This window comes from Lentzea sp. NPDC055074 (assembly GCF_053608005.1).
In genome coordinates, this window is the sequence record NZ_JBSGUQ010000001.1 from 83995 (window position 1) to 100329 (window position 16335).

General features: G+C 71.8%; 13 protein-coding genes. 9 read left to right on the forward strand and 4 right to left on the reverse strand.

Features of this window, described 5'->3' with window-relative positions:
• The first annotated feature begins 144 nt into the window (after nt 1-144).
• Nucleotides 145-975, forward strand: coding sequence for a MerR family transcriptional regulator (locus ACWF7A_RS00455; RefSeq protein WP_452248220.1), 831 nt, complete (start codon nt 145-147; stop codon nt 973-975).
• A gap of 122 nt (nt 976-1097) precedes the next feature.
• Here ACWF7A_RS00455 and ACWF7A_RS00460 read toward each other — a convergent pair whose 3' ends face one another.
• On the reverse strand, nt 1098-1586 hold the full coding sequence (locus tag ACWF7A_RS00460; RefSeq protein WP_452248221.1) for a peptidoglycan-binding domain-containing protein: 489 nt from the start codon (nt 1584-1586) through the stop codon (nt 1098-1100).
• A 164-nt stretch (nt 1587-1750) separates the two neighbouring features.
• Here ACWF7A_RS00460 and ACWF7A_RS00465 point away from each other — a divergent pair, with 164 nt between their 5' ends.
• From ACWF7A_RS00465 to ACWF7A_RS00490, 6 genes are all read left to right on the forward strand, one after another.
• Nucleotides 1751-2647 carry a hypothetical protein gene (locus ACWF7A_RS00465; RefSeq protein ID WP_452248222.1) on the forward strand — a complete coding sequence of 299 codons (897 nt, stop codon included), beginning with the start codon at nt 1751-1753 and terminating at the stop codon, nt 2645-2647.
• A 131-nt stretch (nt 2648-2778) separates the two neighbouring features.
• Nucleotides 2779-3300 (forward strand): YbaB/EbfC family nucleoid-associated protein, encoded by a 522-nt coding sequence (locus ACWF7A_RS00470; RefSeq protein ID WP_452248223.1) that lies wholly within the window; start codon nt 2779-2781, stop codon nt 3298-3300.
• The gene (locus tag ACWF7A_RS00475; RefSeq protein ID WP_452248224.1) at nt 3297-3614 is read left to right on the forward strand and encodes a WXG100 family type VII secretion target; all 318 of its coding nucleotides are present in this window, start codon (nt 3297-3299) and stop codon (nt 3612-3614) included. The genes ACWF7A_RS00470 and ACWF7A_RS00475 overlap by 4 nt, the downstream gene beginning before the upstream one ends.
• A 9-nt stretch (nt 3615-3623) precedes the next feature.
• Nucleotides 3624-9059 carry a WXG100-like domain-containing protein gene (locus tag ACWF7A_RS00480; RefSeq protein WP_452248225.1) on the forward strand — a complete coding sequence of 1812 codons (5436 nt, stop codon included), beginning with the start codon at nt 3624-3626 and terminating at the stop codon, nt 9057-9059.
• Nucleotides 9052-10995: a TNT domain-containing protein gene (locus ACWF7A_RS00485; RefSeq protein WP_452248226.1), complete on the forward strand. Its 1944-nt coding sequence runs from the start codon at nt 9052-9054 to the stop codon at nt 10993-10995. The genes ACWF7A_RS00480 and ACWF7A_RS00485 overlap by 8 nt, the downstream gene beginning before the upstream one ends.
• Before the next feature lie 174 nt (nt 10996-11169).
• Entirely contained in the window at nt 11170-11925 is a 756-nt protein-coding gene (locus tag ACWF7A_RS00490; RefSeq protein ID WP_452248227.1) for a ZIP family metal transporter, read from the forward strand.
• Between the two features lie 6 nt (nt 11926-11931).
• Here ACWF7A_RS00490 and ACWF7A_RS00495 read toward each other — a convergent pair whose 3' ends face one another.
• Entirely contained in the window at nt 11932-12597 is a 666-nt protein-coding gene (locus tag ACWF7A_RS00495) for a DUF4386 domain-containing protein (RefSeq protein WP_452248228.1), read from the reverse strand.
• Nucleotides 12598-12756: 159 nt separating this feature from the next.
• Between ACWF7A_RS00495 and ACWF7A_RS00500 the strand changes: the two genes are divergently transcribed.
• Nucleotides 12757-13941 (forward strand): sensor histidine kinase, encoded by a 1185-nt coding sequence (locus tag ACWF7A_RS00500; RefSeq protein WP_452248229.1) that lies wholly within the window; start codon nt 12757-12759, stop codon nt 13939-13941.
• Nucleotides 13929-14591 carry a response regulator gene (locus tag ACWF7A_RS00505; RefSeq protein WP_452248230.1) on the forward strand — a complete coding sequence of 221 codons (663 nt, stop codon included), beginning with the start codon at nt 13929-13931 and terminating at the stop codon, nt 14589-14591. The genes ACWF7A_RS00500 and ACWF7A_RS00505 overlap by 13 nt, the downstream gene beginning before the upstream one ends.
• Before the next feature lie 51 nt (nt 14592-14642).
• Here the strand turns inward: ACWF7A_RS00505 and ACWF7A_RS00510 are convergent, their stop codons facing one another.
• Both ACWF7A_RS00510 and ACWF7A_RS00515 read right to left on the reverse strand, forming a co-directional pair.
• Nucleotides 14643-15500: a M23 family metallopeptidase gene (locus ACWF7A_RS00510; RefSeq protein ID WP_452248231.1), complete on the reverse strand. Its 858-nt coding sequence runs from the start codon at nt 15498-15500 to the stop codon at nt 14643-14645.
• A gap of 125 nt (nt 15501-15625) precedes the next feature.
• Complete coding sequence (locus tag ACWF7A_RS00515) at nt 15626-16300, reverse strand: GntR family transcriptional regulator (RefSeq protein ID WP_452248232.1); 675 nt, start codon at nt 16298-16300, stop codon at nt 15626-15628.
• Between the last annotated feature and the right edge of the window lie 35 nt (nt 16301-16335).

Sequence of the window (16335 nt, forward strand, 5' to 3'; positions counted from 1 at the left end):
ACCAGCCCGGCCGCGGATCCTTCAGACTCGCTTCAGGCGCTCGCGTGCCCGTTCCGCGCCGGCTTCCGCTCCAGCGGAGTTGCACCTGACGTAGCGGCATGTGCTGTTCTTCAAGGCACCACAGCTCGAAAGGCACCGTCCACGATGCACCTCTCGTTCACGCCGCCCCGCCAGGTCAAGATCGGTGACGCCGCCGCCTTCGCCGGGACGACCCCGCGGGCCATCCGCCACTACCACCAGATCGGCCTGCTGCAGGAGCCCGAACGCGGCGCGGACGGCCGTCGCCGCTACGGCTACGACGACATGATCCGTCTGCTGTGGATCCGGCGGATGGCCGAGGCCGGCGTCGGGCTCGACGACGTGCGGGCCGCGTTCGACGACACCCAGGACATCGACCAGAACCTGCGGCGCCTCGAAGAGACGCTGGCCGCCCAGGAGGACGAGATCAAACGTCAGCTCGCGGCCGTCCGGCGCCTGCGAGCCGTGGGGAGTCCGATGGGGTTGCTGTCGGACCTCGTGACGGACCGGCTCGCGCACCTGCCGTCCGGTGCGGTGCGACCGTCCGATCTGGACACCCTCATGGTGACGGAGCGGATCTTCGGCCCGGTGGCCGCCGCGGTCCAGGCCAGCGTGTTCATCGTGCTGGCCACGCACGCCGAGCTGCGGGCCGAGGACGACCGGCTCGATGCCGCCGAGGCGTCGCTCGACGACGGCGTGGCTCCCGACGACCCGCGGGTCGAGGAGCTGGCCCAGCAGCGGCACGCCCACCACAAGACACTGGAGCGGGCAATCGCGGCCGCCGGACTGGAAGCGGCCGAGGAGAAGCTCTTCGAAGACGACGCCCTGGACGGGGAGCACGACGTGCTGATGAGCGCCTACGAGGCGTTCACCAAGATGCCGTACGACTTCTCTCCCGCGCGATTGCGCTGCATCGAGCTCGCCGGGCGACTCATCGGGCAGGACCCGGACAGCTGACGACGAAACGCAGTGCGCGAACTATTGTTTTCGGGCAGGACGATTCCGGCGGACCAACACCTCGATCCGCCGGAATTTCTTTGCTCGACCTCGGTTACCGGAACACCGTCAGCCCGGGTTCATCAGCAGGCGGATGAAATGGACCGGTAGTACGCGACGTGACCGGGAAAAAGCTCGTAACGGCCATTGACCCGCAGGAAGTACTCGTCGCGACTGGTGCCGTCGTAGCGGAAGATCTCCGGGTCGCCGGTGGCCCGGAGCTGGTTGTCGGCACGACCGAAGGTCAGCGTCCCGACGCGGCCGTCGTCGCCGAGGCTCCTGGCCGCCTGCCACCTCCTGGTGGCACTCTCGGTGTTCTGCCCGAAACGGCAGTCGATGTCGTTGACGGTGAGATATCCGTCCGCGTAGAGCACCTTCTGCCAAATGCCCGTCGCGGAGCTGTTGGGGAACGTGGACCTCGACAGCTCGCCCTCGTCGCCCCAGTCGTCGGTCACGGTGCCGCCACCGCTGATGTACCCCTGGGACACCGATGCCTGCGCGGGCAACCCCACCGTCAGCGTGACGGCGACAACGGAGGTCACCACCGCGACAGCCTTGAGCAAACGCTTCATCCTTCTCCTGTCACTGAATCGTGTCACCGCAGAACGCATCATGCCATCCGATGCACGAATAACGTCGATACTTCACCCTCGAATACATCCGCCATTCCCGGGCGTCACTTTTCTACTCCATAAGGCGGCTGGGTTTTACTTCCGAATGCCGCATGATGCGCGGCATGACGGACCTCGATCTCTTCGGCAAGAGCCGCGCACGGTGCCTCGGCCCGTTCGACGGCGACGGGGTCTTCTGCGTGGGCAACGCCGACGAGTGCGACCACTACACCGAGGACGGCGCCGTCCGGATTCCGTGGAGAGGCTCGCCGCGACCCGAGGACGTCGCGCGGGTGCGCAGCCTCGCCCTGTGCCCGACCGACGCCCAGTTGCGCAAGGCGGTGCTGCCCGCCTATCTGCCGTCCCTGGTGAACCTGGAGTCGCTGACGCTGCCCGCGCCGCTCGTGGCGCGCCTGGCGTCGCCCGCGCTGACGTCGCTCGTGATCGGCAACCCCGACGGCCGGGTCCCCTCGGCGCCGCTCGCCGCCGACACCGCCCTGCCGGGGCTGCGGGGACTGTTGTGGGTCAGCTCCTACACCACGCCGCGGCTGCCTCAGGTGGTCGACCCGCTGCCGCCGCTCGAGTTCCTGCGCACCAACGTGAGCGGGGACGACGCGGTGCTGCGCCAGCTCGGGGAGCTGCCCTCGCTGCGGCACCTGGAGCTGGTGGACGTGAAGAACGCCGACGTCGTCGGCCACCTGGTGGCGCCGCTGCGCGTGCTGGAGATCGCCGGCACCGGACGCGAGTTCCCGGTGGCCCGGCTCGCCGCCGTCCCGACACTGGAGTCGTTGCGGCTCAACGGGATCCGTGCCGAGATCGACTGCGCGGTGTTTCCGGCGCTGCCCGAGCTGGTGCAGCTGACCGTCCTGAACTCGAAGAGGATCGTGAACGTCGAGGCGCTGCTCGACTGCCCGAAGCTGGCGAAGATCATGGTCGTGGACTGCGGCAACCCGTTCAAGAAGGATGGCAAGGCGCTGTTCGGGTCCGCGGGCTTCGCCGAGCTGGACATCGCCTACTCCTAGATCCGTCTGGAGTCAACTCGAGGTCATCATCTCGAAACCACTGAGGTGAACGGATCCAACTCGCTAGGTTTGGCGTCTGTACTTTCGGGATGCTTGCGTGTGTCCTTCGGGCAATCAGGGGAAGGGGACACATGAGTGACGCTGCCGCGCGTAAGGCTGAGCTGGAAGCGCGCAACGCCGCCATGCGGGAGAACGTCGACAACTTGATGGCTGATCTGCGGCGTCGCACGAGTGAGTTCGCCGGCGCGCAGGCCCGTGCGGCCGCCGTGACCGGGGAGGCGACCTCGCCGGATGGCCTGGTGCAGGCCAAGGTGAACCCGGCCGGGGTGCTGACGGACCTGCGGTTCGCTCCCGCCGCGTTCCAGCGGTCGACGCCGGAGAAGCTGGCGCGTTCGGTGATCGAGACCGCGCAGTCCGCGGCCCGGTCGGCGCGTGAGCAGGTCGAGGGCGCGCTCGCGCCGTTGCAGGGTCAGACCGACCTGTCCGAGCTCGTCGAGGGCGCGCCGTCGTTCGTCGACCTCCTGCAGCCGCCCCCGCCTCCGGGTCCGCCCGCCGCCGAGGCGCCGCCGCAGCGGGGCAGGCCCCCGCGCGACCCCGATCCCGATGACGACGAGGGCTTCGGCAGCGTGCTCAAGGGTCCGGGTCAGCGATGACCGGCGCATTTCGGATCGAGCCCGACCAGGTCCGGGCGGGCGCCGGCGCGTTCGGCGTCGCCGCGGAGATGCTCTCCGAGGCGGGCGGCACGCTGTCCAGCGCGCTGTCCGCGCAGGGTGCCTGCTGGGGTGGCGACGAGTCGGGCCGGCAGTTCTCCCAGGACTACGTGCCCGCCGCGGAGGGCACCGTCAAGGCGTTCGGCCAGCTGAGCGAGGCGATCCAGGCGATCAAGACCGCGCTGAACGAGACCGCCAACACGCATCAGAACATCGACGAGACCAGCAGTGGCGGCCTCGGCGCGATCGGGGGCTGAGCGGGAACCATGTCGATCACCATTCCATCGGAGATCACCTGGCTGTTCCCCATCGTGGTCGGCGAGAGCTGGCCCGAGGGCGATGAGGACAAGCTCAGAGCACTCGGCGATGCGTGGCGGGCCGCGTCCGCCGACATCGACGAGGTCATCACGCAGGCCGGCAACGCCGCGACGAAGTCGTTCGGCGCCATGGAGGGCCAGGCCGCCGACGCGTTCGGGGAGTACTGGAAGAAGTTCGTCGAGGGCGCGGACGCCTACCTGGTGAAGCTGAAGGAGTCCTGCGACGGCCTGGCCGGCTCGTGTGACAACACCGCGCTGGAGGTGGAGTACGCCAAGTACGCCATCATCGCCGCGCTGATCATGCTCGCGATCGAGATCGCGGCGTTGATCGCGGCGGCGTTCGGCACGTTCGGCACGTCCACGGCGGGCATCCCGATCGCCCAGGCGGCCACCCGCATCACCGTGCAGATGATCTTCCGCAAGCTGATCACCGCGATCCTGCGCGAGGTGCTCACCGAGGTCGCCATCGACGCGGCGATCCAGGGCATCCAGATCGCCAAGGGCGACCGCCACAGCTGGGACTGGAACAAGACCGGCAGCGCGGCGCTCTCCGGGGCCATCTCCGGCGCGATCGGCGGCGGCATGGACTTCGTCCCGACCAGAGCGACCGGCCTCGGCGGCAACGTCGTCGAAGGCGCCGTCCGCGGCGGCGTCGAGGGCGTCGGTTCCACCGTCGTGAGCGCGGTCGTCACCGGCGAGGACATCAGTGCCGGCGACCTCGCTCGCAGCGGTGTGTCCGGTGCGGTCTCCGGTGGGATCGGCGGGGCGAAGTCCCACTACGACACGCCCACGGCGCCGAACATCGGTGACGGGCCGGGTGCTCCGCCCTCGCCGGGTGGTCCGCCGAGCGGGCCTCCCGGTGGACCGTCGGGTGGACCTTCCGGAGGTCCCTCTGGTGGACCTTCTGGCGGCCCCACGGGCGGTCCCTCCGGTGGACCTTCTGGCGGCCCCACGGGCGGTCCCTCAGGCGGGCCTTCCGGTGGTCCCTCCGGTGGACCTTCAGGCGGACCGTCGGGCGGACCGTCGGGCGGTCCTTCCGGTGGCCCCTCTGGTGGGCCTTCCGGCGGTCCCACCGGCGGACCTTCTGGTGGGCCTTCCGGTGGACCATCGGCGGGCTCTTCGGACGGTCCGGGGAGTCCCGGTACGCGCTCCGAGACCAGTGCCGCGGCCGCCGCTCCGCCTGCTCCTACCGCTCCGCACGCGCCGACATCGCCGTCCCACCCCGGCTCCCCCACCTCCGGCGGCTCGGCCTCCGGAGGCCCCGCACCGCTCGGAGGCGGCGGGACGCCCGCGGGTGGTGTGCCGTCCGGCGGTGCGCAGGGCGGCAACCCGGCCGGTGGCAGCCCGTCGGCGAGTACCTCACGGCCGGCCGGCTTCACGCCGCCCGGTCCGAGCGGCTTCGGCGGTCCGACGCCGGGTGGCGCACACAGCGCACCCGGTGGCCCGGGCTCGCCGAGCGGATCTCACGGCTCTGGTGGGCCTGGCTCGTCGGGCGGCTACGGCTCGCCTGCGCCCGGCAGCCACGGAAGCCATCCGAGCGGCGCCGGTACGCCCGGCAGCCCCGGCTCATCGGGCAACTTCGGCAGCCCCGGCAACGCCGGTGGACCAGGCAACTTCAGCGGGCCGGGTAACCCAGGCGGGCAAGGCAACGCCGGCGGACCGGCCAACTTCGGCGGCCCCGGCAGTTCCGGTGGCCCCGGCAATCCCGGTGGACCGGGCAACTTCGCCGGGCCAGGCAACCCTGGCGGGCAAGGCAACCCCACCGGAACCTCCCACGTCGCCGGACCTGGCGGACCGGGCAACCCAGGTGGACCGTCCAACTTCGGCGGACCTGGCACTCCCAGCGGAACCGGCAACTTCGCCAACCCCGGCGGCCCCGGCGGAACCGGCAACTTCGCCAACCCCGGCGGATTCGGCAATCCCGGCGGGCAGGCGGGCTACGGCCCAGGTGGACAGGGCGTTCCGGCGGGTCATGGCCCTGCCGGCGGGTTCAACGGCCCGGCATCACCGGGCAACGCGCCAGGACAGACAGGCGGCGGTGGACTGCCGGCGAACGGTCCCGGTTTCGGGCCCGGCGGACACTCGCCCGCCCCTGGTACAGCAGGTGGTCCGCGCCCGGATTCGGGTGCGACCTCCAGCAGCCGCGCGGACTCCATCGCGCCGCAGACGTCGTGGAACCCCACGCGCCCCGATGGTGGGATGCCGCCTGCCGGTACCCCCGACCAACGCGGTGGTGCGCCGAGCACGTTCGGTGGGCCGAACGCGTTCGGCGGGGCACCTACGGCGCCCGGGACGCCTCAGCAGGGTGGCCCGGCTCGTCAGACGCCTCACCCCGACGCGGGCGGCTACCGGCCGGAACCGCGTCCGAACCAGCTCCGGCCCGACACCTCGAGGGCACCGGACGGCCAGCGTCCGATGTGGACGCCGCCTGGCTCCACTCGGCCCGACGCGCCCGTGAGGCACGACACCTCAGGTCAGCCGGACGCCAGCCGCTCCCCCGAGCGGACCGACGGCCCTGGTCGGCCCGCACCCGGTGCCCGACCGGACACAGCACCACCTGCCCGCCCGGACACAGGCCCGTCCTCTCGTCCGGACACCAACTCATCTACCCGTCCGGACACCGCACCTCCCACCCGACCGGACACCGGCACGTCCGCTCGACCGGACACCGCACCTCCCACCCGACCGGACACCGGCACATCCACCCGACCGGACACCGCACCGCCTGCCCGCCCGGACAACACGTCCCCCACCCGCCCGGACACGGCACCGGGAGCCCGGCCAGCCGACACCGGCACGAGCGAGCCCGCGGCACGCCCCGACCAGCCGTCCGGCACGGACGCGAGTCCTTCTCCGCACGGGCTCGGCGACGTGGACCGGTCCGCACCGCCGGACATGTCCGGCGAGGCCGGGGACGGGCCCGCGCCCGACGCGGACGGCGACGGCCCCAGCCCCGACAGCGCTGACGGCCCCCCTCCGACGCCCGGACCTCGGGTCGACGAGAACGGTGTTCCGCTCACCTACCTGGGCACGCGCCAGGGCGAGCACCCCTTTGCCGACATGGGCGAGTACGTGCCGATGGGCGGCGACCGCTCCAACGGCATGGGCAGCTACGACCAGCGCACCCGTGACCTCATCGGCGACCACGACCCGTGGGGGTCGCACAGCGACCGGGACGACTTCAACCAGCACCACCGGCCCGACGGGACGTACCGGACCAACCAGTGGCCCCCGCACGGTGGCGCGGTTCCGGGGTCGCAGCGGGACGTCACGCTGCCGCCGGGGACCGTGCTCGACCGCTTCGGCGGCGAGACCGGCCGGTTCCTGTCGCCGATGGACCCGAACGGGCAGCCGTACCACTACCGCGACCGGGCGATCTTCCCGGACAACGCCGAGATCGGGTACCACGTCTACGTCGTCGTGGACCCGGACGGGGTGCGCGGCGAGCTCGCCGACGTCGCACCCGCGCTGGGACAGCCCGGTGGCGGACGCCAGTTCACCCTGCCCGACACGGCCAGTGTCGAGCAGTTGCTGGCCAGTGGCGCCATCCGGGAGGTGCACGTCGCGCCGCCGGGTCATCCCGTCCTGCCCGCGGACTTCGGCGACACGCACGGCACGCCGACGCCGGACGCCCTCGCGCACAACGGCACGCCGGACACCCCGTCCGACGTCGGCTCGCCCCGCGACGACGCCGGGATGCCGAACCTGGACGCCGTTCCCGACGGGTTGCGGCCGCTGGCCGAGTCCACCGGGTTCGCCACCCCGGCGGGCGGCGCGCTGTTCGACCCGACGGACGTGCGCACCCGCAACGCGGCGAACGCGGTCGCGCCCATCCCCGGCCACTTCGTGCTCGACGTGCACAGCGACGGCCGCACCGCCCACGTCGGCGGGCAGCAGCTGAACGGTGCCGAGCTGGCCGCCCTCGCCCGAGGGCTCGGCTGGAACGGCACGGACCCGATCGTGCTCGTCGGCTGCGAGGCGGGACGTCATCCGGACGGCCTCGCCGCGGACCTGGCGCGCAACTCCGGGGCCACGGTCATCGCGCCCACGGAGCGGGCCTGGTCGGGCGAGGGCAACACCACGCCGTACTCGTCCAGCCCCGACTACGTCGACGCGGACGGGCGCACGTACCCGAGGATCCCGCCGGACGGCGGCTGGAACGCCTTCTCCCCCAACGGGGACATGACCCCGACGGGGTCGGGAGGCCTGCCCGTCGGCACCGCGTCCGACGGTGTGGCCCCCCAGGCCACACCGGGCGCGCCGGCGGACCCGTCGCGCGGGCTCATCCAGTCGCCCTTCACCCCGCCCAGGGTGAGCAACCCGAACGACCCGATCCCCATCCCGGTGGACAACCGGGGTGCGGCGGACCCTGCCCTGCAGGGCCAGCCGTTGCGGCCGTTGGCGACCGATGAACGGTTGATCGGCAGGCAGGGCCTCACCCCCAACACCGCGTACCGAGTGGACGGTCGGGGGACGTACTTCACCGACCAGCGCGGCGTGATCACCCACGCCGACCTGGTGTCGCCGAACACCCGCAACGACAACAACCCCGACGTCGAGTTCCCGGCGCCGAACACCACCTACCGGGTGGACGTCGACGGGGCCGAGCACCGCTACACCACCGACGACCGGGGATTCCCGCCGCGGTACCAGGAATGGGTCCAGCCCTACTCCGTCAACCCGAACAACCCGGTGCAGGTGCCCGCTCCGGGCGCGCAGCCGGGCGACCCGCTCGCGCCGCTCGCGCCCAGGGAGGCCTTCAGCGACCGCACGAACCTGCCGCCGAACACCATGTTCGAGGTCCCGGGACGCGGCACGTTCTACACAGGACCGCCGGACGCCGACGGCTTCGGCCGGGTGGTGGCGATCGAGGCGGTGTCGAGCCCGGGCGGTGTCCGGGACAACGCCAATCCGGACCTGAACAACTTCCACGCGAACAGCCAGTACGTCCTCGACGGCAATTACGTGATCGCGACCAACGACCACGGCATCCCGGCGGAGACGACCGACGAGCGCACCTACGGCCCCAGCAGGCGGGAGACCCGAAGCCAGTGGTCGCAGGACATCGTCGGTGCCGTGGGCGGGCCGAACTACGACGGCGGTCACATCAAGCCGAACCAGGTGACCAGGCCGACCCCCGACGCCGTCGGCCAGTTCCCGCAGCTCACCACTCAGAACCAGGGCAGGGGGACCCCGGACAACCGCGAGACCTGGTACGCCGGGGACATGCAGGCCGCGAGGGAGCAACGGGCCGGCAGTAGGGTTGCCTGGCACGATTTCCAAGCCGACGGCGGCCCGGTCCCGCACCAGGTGCACTCCCGCTTCGTGATGGTCGACGCCAGCGGAGCCCCGAGGATCAAGCTCAGGAGATTCGACAATGTCTGATGTGGACCACGGCGCGACCGACGCCGAACGGGGCCGTCGGTACGAGGAACTGGTCCAGCAGATCGGGGTCGCCCTGCTGGAGGCCGTGCCGCAGGGGTGGGTCCGGCTCGACCTGGTCGCGACGCTGGCGTCCAGCGCGCAGGACTTCGGTCTGGTGGTGTTGCTGGACAACGGAACGGCGGCCCAGGTGGAGCCCCCGGCCGAGGCAGCCGAGGCGTTCGTCGAGCTGCGCGAGCTGATGTACCTGCCGGGCCGGGGCACGTGGTTCTCCGCGCGGTTCATGATGAACCCGCCCAGCGAGTACCACGTGCTGTACAACTACCAGCACGACCCGGTCTGGGACCCGCCCGTGCCCGACGAGGTGTTCCGCAAGGACCTGGAGCGCTTCCCGCGGCCGGAGGAGAAGATCCCGAACTGGTTGCGCCGCAAGCTCGGCATGCCCGAGCTCCCGCCGCGGACGGAACGCGCGGGGCTCGTCGAACAGCGGGACGTGGAACGGCACATCGCCGACCTGCTGGTGATGCACGCGCCCAGCGACTGGACGCAGATCCGGGTCGGGTACCGCGCCGCCGGAGCCTTCGTGGAGATGCCCGCCTTCGTGGAGGGCCTCGACGGGCAGCTCAGGCCGTGGAACCCGCCCCCGGCGGCGGCCGAGGAGTTCGCGGCGCTGCGGGCCAGGATGGCCGCGCCGGGCGTCGGCCCGTGGTCGGGCGCGCAGATGATCATCGAGTTCCCCCTGCGCTCCTCCACGAGCTACACCTACGAGGACCCCGGCTGGAACACCAGGCCACCGGCGCCCGCGGTGCTGGACGACCTGCGGCGCTTCCCCCGCTCACCGGAGCACGTGCCGGAGTGGATGCGGGCGATCGTGCCGAACGTCGAGCAGGTGCTGGGCGCCCGCGCCCGGTTCCGCGAGGCACGGGTGTTCGACCGCCGCGAGCCGAACGGCCGCCCCGTGGTCGACCGCCCGCAGGTACCGGCGGACGAGGTCTCGGGCGTGCTGCGCTACCTCAACGAGGCCCACCTCGTGCTGGGCGGCCGAGGCCACGACACCGACCTGTTCGTGCCCGACAGCGTGCCGGACGTCCCCGCGGGCTTCCACACCGACGGCACCTGGCTGTGGCCCGCGTCGATCCCGCACTACCTGGCCAAGCACGGCGTGCCGCCGGAGCCCGAGCTCATCGCCCACATCCGGGCGGCGAACTTCACCCCGCCACCGGTCGACGCGGCGACGGCCGCGCTGGCGCACACCGCGCTCACCGGCGAGGTGTCCGCCGCACCGGCGTCGGCCGCACCGGCGTCGGCCGAGCTGTCCGACGGCGAGCGGAAACAGATGGCGCAGATCGCCTTGGCGCTGTCGGAGGCCGGGGTCATCCCGAGGGCGTACAGCCTCGACGGCCCGGTGGACGAGAGCTGGTGCCTGGAGCGCGCGGGCGACGAGTGGCAGGTGGCGCAGTACGAACGCGGGCGGTCGTTCGGCGCGCGGAGGTTCCCCGCGCTGATCGAGGCCGGGGCGTACCTGCTCGGCACGCTGACGATCCTGCCCGCGCGCCTGCGCGCGGGCGGTGCCGACAACAACACCGTCGCCGCCCTCAACGACTGGCCGATCCAGCCTCTGCCCGGCGAGCCGCCACTGACCCTGTTGACGCACAAGCGGATGGCGACGCTCATGGCGGGCCGGGAGGTCGTCCGGTACGGCGGCCCCGGCGGCAACCTGGTGTTCACCCCGAACACCGAGTTCCCGGAGACGTCGTTGCGCGCCGAGCGGGAAGCGGAAGGATCACGCCGCTACCGGGTGGTCCGCGACCTGCGCGTTCTGGCCGGGACGACGGTGCCGTGGCACGGCCAGCCCGGCGGGGGTCGCGGTTACCTGTTGCCGCGCTCGATCGGTGAGCACCTCGCCGACGGCAGCCTCACCGACATCAGCGGGGAATGAGCCGCGGTCGCGCGGCGGTGGTCACCGCCGCGCGACCGCGTCCTCCACGCCGGGGCTGAGGACGAAGTCGGCCTGGGCCGTGTTCGGCTTCTTCGCGCGGTCGCCGCCCGAGATGCGTGCGCCCCCGGAAACGGGGAACGCTGTGCCGGGACGTCCAGTGCGAAGGAGTCGGTGATGCCGAGCGTGATCGAGGCCGGCCTGTGGGGCCTGCTCGCGGGGTCCGCGCTGCTGGTGGGGGCGCTGGCCGGGTTCTTCGCCCGCGTCCCCGCGAAAGTGCTGGCCAGCGTGATGGCGTTCGGCAGCGGGGTGCTGTTGTCCGCCGTGTCGTTCGAGCTGGTCGCGGAGGCGAACGAACGCGGTGGTCTCGTCGCCGCGGCGACCGGGGCGCTGGCCGGCGCCGTCCTCTACACCGGCGCCAACGTGCTGCTCGCCCGCCGGGGTGCACGCCACCGCAAACGGTCAGGCGGCCAGCAACCCTCCGAAAAGGACAATCCCGGTTCCGGCGGCGCCATCGCGCTCGGCGCGCTGCTGGACGGCATCCCCGAGTCGATCGTCATCGGCGTGAGCCTGCTCAGCGGTGGCGGGGTCAGCCTGGTGACCGTCGCCGCCGTCTTCATCAGCAACGTGCCCGAGGGGATGTCCAGCGCCGCCGGGATGCGCCGCGCCGGACGGGGCAAGGGATACGTGCTCGGCCTGTGGACCGGCATCGCCGCCATCAGCAGCGTGGCGGCGATGGTCGGCAACGGTCTCCTCGGCGGCGCCGACCCCGTCGTGCTCGCCGTCATCACCGCGCTGGCCGGTGGTGCGATCCTCGCGATGGTCGCGGACACGATGATCCCCGAGGCGTTCGAGGAGGCCCACCTCCTCATCGGCCTCATCACCGTGATCGGTTTCCTCGTCGCCTTCGGCCTGTCGGAGGGCGTCTCCTGACGGTCGTCACGACGACCTGGAGCGAACGCCCCAGACGAGCAGGTAGAGCATCAGGCCGAACTCGGCGAGGAACGTCGGGACCGACACCAGGTCGCGGACGAGGCCGGGTGCGCCGGGCAGGGCGAACGCGATCAGCGGGTCGGCGACCCACGCGACGCTGCCGGCGACGAGCAGCACCCCCAGCGGCTTCGGGAACAGGGCGGAGCGCAGGGCGAGATAGCCCATGGGCAGCAGCCACAGGCCGAAGAACACGCCGCCGAGCGTGTAGCCGTAGCCGTGCAGGTCGAGCAGCAGCGACGCGAGGCTGTCGTCGTCGTACGCGGGATCGGTGGCGACCCGCAGCGCGCCCGCCTGGAAGGCGAGGTTGAGCAGGATGGAGCCCGCGCCGACCGACACGAAGACCAGGAGCGCTGTCGTCGCGCGCTCGTCCACGTGGTGCAGCAGGCGTTGCAGGACGAGTCCGAGCAGGACGAACACCACCGCCATCAGCACGTCCGCCGCGAGGCTCCAGCGGAAGAGCGTTTCGCGGGCCACGAGGGCGGCCGCGGTGGCGACGGGATCGCCGGGCACGCGCACGCTGTCGCGCACGACCAGTTCGGCCCAGATGCCGAGGACCGCGAGTGCCAGGTACAGCAGACCCGCTGTTCTCGCGAGTGTCTGGGGCTTGGTCATGGTTTCTCCTCGACGGTGGCGGTGATGACGGCACCAACGCTGTCGTGACCGAGCCTGGGGCGACTCCCCGCGAAGGCTCGTGCGCCTCCCCCTCTGGGTGGAGACCGACGAGCCTTGCGACGGATCTGCGCTGTGCCGCGCGCCCTCTACGCTTCGGTCATGCCGGCACTGGTTCGTCCCTGGTCCCGCGTCTGGCGCCACCTGCTCGCGGCGGCCATCGGCGTGGCGGCGTGGGGTGCCATGACCGCGGTGGTGCTGTCCCGTCCGCTGACCGTGGCGCAGCAGGACGTCGTGGGTGCGGTGCTGGTGCTCGACTTCGTGTTCGGCGTGGTGACGCTCGCGCTTCTCCCGCTGCGGCGGCGGTTTCCGCTGGCCGTGGCGTGCCTGACGAACGCCGCCTGCACCGTGTCGGTGACGAGCATGGGCCCGGCCGCACTGGCTGTCGCCTCACTGGCCACGCGGCGGCGACGAGGGCCCCTCGCGGTCGCCGCGGCCGTGTTCCTCGCGGGCGCGATCGTGTCGGAGTCCCTTTACCAGCGCCGTTTTCTGTTCCTGGAGAACGGCGGCGTCGAGGCCGCGGGCGGGGTCGTGCTCAGCGGGTTCTTCCTCGCCGCCGCCGTGGCGACCGGGTACTACGTCGCCGCCCGCCGCGACCTGGTCGACTCGCTGAGCGAGCGCGCCCTCACCGCTGAGCGGGAGCAGGCCCTGACCGCCCAGGTCGCCCGCGACGCGGAGCGGAACCGGATCGCCCGCGAGATGCACGACGTGCTGGCGCACCGCATTTCCATGGTGGCGCTGCACGCGGGAGCGCTCACCTACCGCGACGACCTCGACCGCGGGCAGACGGTCGAGACGGCGGAGACCATCCAGGAGAACGCCCGGCTCGCCCTGGCCGAACTGAGGGAGGTGCTGGGCGTCCTGCGCGCCGGTGGGAGCGCGGACGTCACCGCCGAACCTCCGCAGCCGACGCTCGCCCAGCTGCCCGCTCTGCTCGCCGACGCGCGGGAGGCCGGTTCCGCGGTGCGGTTCGACAGCGGGGAGATGCTCGCGCACCGGTTCCCGGAGACGGTGTCGCGCACGGCTTTCCGGATCGTCCAGGAGGCTCTGACGAACGCCAGGAAGCACGCACCCGGTGAGCCCGTCGCCGTGCGGCTCACCGGTGCCTCCGGAAGCGGGCTCGAGGTGGAGGTCAGCAACCGGCTGAGCGACCGGGTGAGCACGGCGTCGCCAGGTCTCGGGCTGCTGGGTCTCACGGAGCGCGCCGAGCTCGCCGGCGGAACCCTCGCCCACGGGCCGCGGGACGGGTCGTTCGTCGTGACGGCGAGGTTGCCGTGGCAGAGCTGAACGTGGTGCGCCTCGTCCTCGTCGACGACGACCCGCTGGTGCGAGCGGGACTGCGGATGATCCTGGGCGGCGCCGGGAACATCGACCTCGTCGGCGAGGCGGCCGACGGGCGGGACGCGATCGACGTGATCCTGCGCGAACGACCGGACGTCGTCCTGATGGACGTCCGGATGCCCCGGATGGACGGCCTGGAGGCCGCCCGACGGCTCCGCGACCGGGGATCTCCGGCCAGGGTCGTCGTCCTGACCACGTTCGACACCGACGAGATGGTCTTCACGGCGCTGCGGGAGGGAGCGGCGGGATTCCTGCTGAAGGACACCAGACCCGCCGACATCGTCGCCGCCGTGCACCGCGTCGCGCTCGGCGAGCCGATGCTCTCGCCGAGCGTCACCAGCAGGCTCATCGCCGTGGCCACCAGGCAGGGCGACTCCCGGCAACGCACGGCACGAGCGCTGCTCGCCCGCCTCACGGACCGCGAGCGCCAGGTCGCCACCGCGATCGCCGAGGGGGCGACCAACGCCGAGATCGCCGAGTCCCTGCACCTCGGCCTCGCCACCGTCAAGACGCACGTCGGGAGCGTGTTCGCGAAGCTGGAGGTCACCAACCGCGTCCAGGTGGCCCGGTGCCTGTACGACGCCGAGCCCGGGTGAGCCCCCGGCGAACGGCCCGCGGCTCTCGCCACGGGCCGTTCGCCGGCCGTCTCAGCAGTCGATGTGGATCTTGTCGATGTCGTTGGTGAAGAAGTTGCCCTGCGTCCCTATCTCGACCCACCCGTGCAGGTCGAAGTGGTCGCGGGACTCGACGTCCCAAACGTAGACCCAGACCTTGCCGCCGCCGTAGTTCGCGATCGACGAGATCCTGTCCTGGTAGGGCCCTCCCCGCAGGTCGTGCGTGCCGCACCGCGCCGCCGTGAACAACTTGTCGCGGCCGTCGGTCCCGTCGTAGTAGCAGGAGTACCCGGCCTGGCAGTCCCAGGCGCCGCCACCGCAGTTGCGGCTGGCGACGTTGCGCCAGGTCTTCGCGGAGCCGGTGTAGGTCACGCCGTTGAACGACGCGGCGACGCGTTCCGTTCCGGCCGCGCCCCACGTGACGCTGCCGTTGCCGTTGCTGTCGAAGCCCTGCTCGTAGTGCAGGTGCGGGTGGTTGTTCGAGGTGGGGCCCGTCCGTCCCACGCGGCCGATCAGCTGACCCTGCGCGACCGAGGCGCCCGCCGACACGGCCCGCGACTGCAGGTGCAGGTAGGTGCTGAAGTGGCCGCCGCCGTGGTTGATCTGGATCACGTTGCCGGCGTTGCCGTGGTAGAAGGACTGGTTCACCGTGCCCGCGGCGGAGGCCAGCAGCGCCGCGCCCTCCGTGCCGGCCTGGTCGGGCTCGCGGACCATGTCGAGCGCGGGGCTGTGGCCCCAGGTGTCCAGCCGCCACTGCTGACCGCACTCGAAGGGCAGCTGGAACGACGGCGCCGCCTGGGCCGCGGGCGCCGCGACGGTCACCATCAGTCCGCTTGCGACTGCCACGCACAGTGCGGCGGCGCGCAGTCTGCTCACCATCCCTGGTCTCATGATCCACTTCCTTGACGGGTTCGAGGTGTGCTTGCCGGTCCGGCCTTCACACTGTGTGCCGTCGTGTCCGTGAACTTTCCCGGGGTTTCAACAATCCGCTGCTCACGGACCACCCGAGGTCGCTGTCAGTGCCCGAAAAGGCGCACGCTCTCCTCAGCGCGGCCCAACGCGCTCAGCAACGCGGCCCGGCCCATGTGGTCGATGTCGTGCGTCAGGGCGTCCGTCGCGATCTCCCCGCCCTGCATCAACTTCTCGACGAGTGCGCGGTGGACCTCGGTCAGGCTCGCGGGATCGAAGTCGGGACGCACGAAGGTGAGCAGCAGCCTCACCTCGTCCTCGCAGCGGCGGTAGCTGTCGAGCAGGTGCTGGTTGCGGGCGGCCGCGACGATCGCCCGGTGGACGGCACTGTGCGCGCCCGTCAGTGCGCGCCACGACGGCTGCGGCGAGCGTCCGGCCATCTCCTCCAGGCGGTCGACCTCGGCCAGCACGGGTGACAGGTCCGCGCCCGCGGCCAGTGCCATGCGCAGCGCGCCCAGTTCGAGGACCTTGCGGTAGTCGAAGATCTCGTCGATGCGGGCCTTGCTCAGCGGCGCCACCACAGCTCCGCGGTGCCGCTCGTGCACCACCAGCCCTCGTTCGGTGAGCAACCGCAGCGCCGAACGCACCGTGTGCCGGCCGACGTCGAACCGCGCGGCCACGTCCTCCTCGCGGAAGCGGGTGCCCACCGGGTGCGCGCCGTCGAGCAGCTCACCCCGCAATGCCGCTGCGATCCGCTGGGGAGCGGCCATGACCTCGTCCACGGATCAGATTGTGTCACAATCATGGAGAAGTTGTT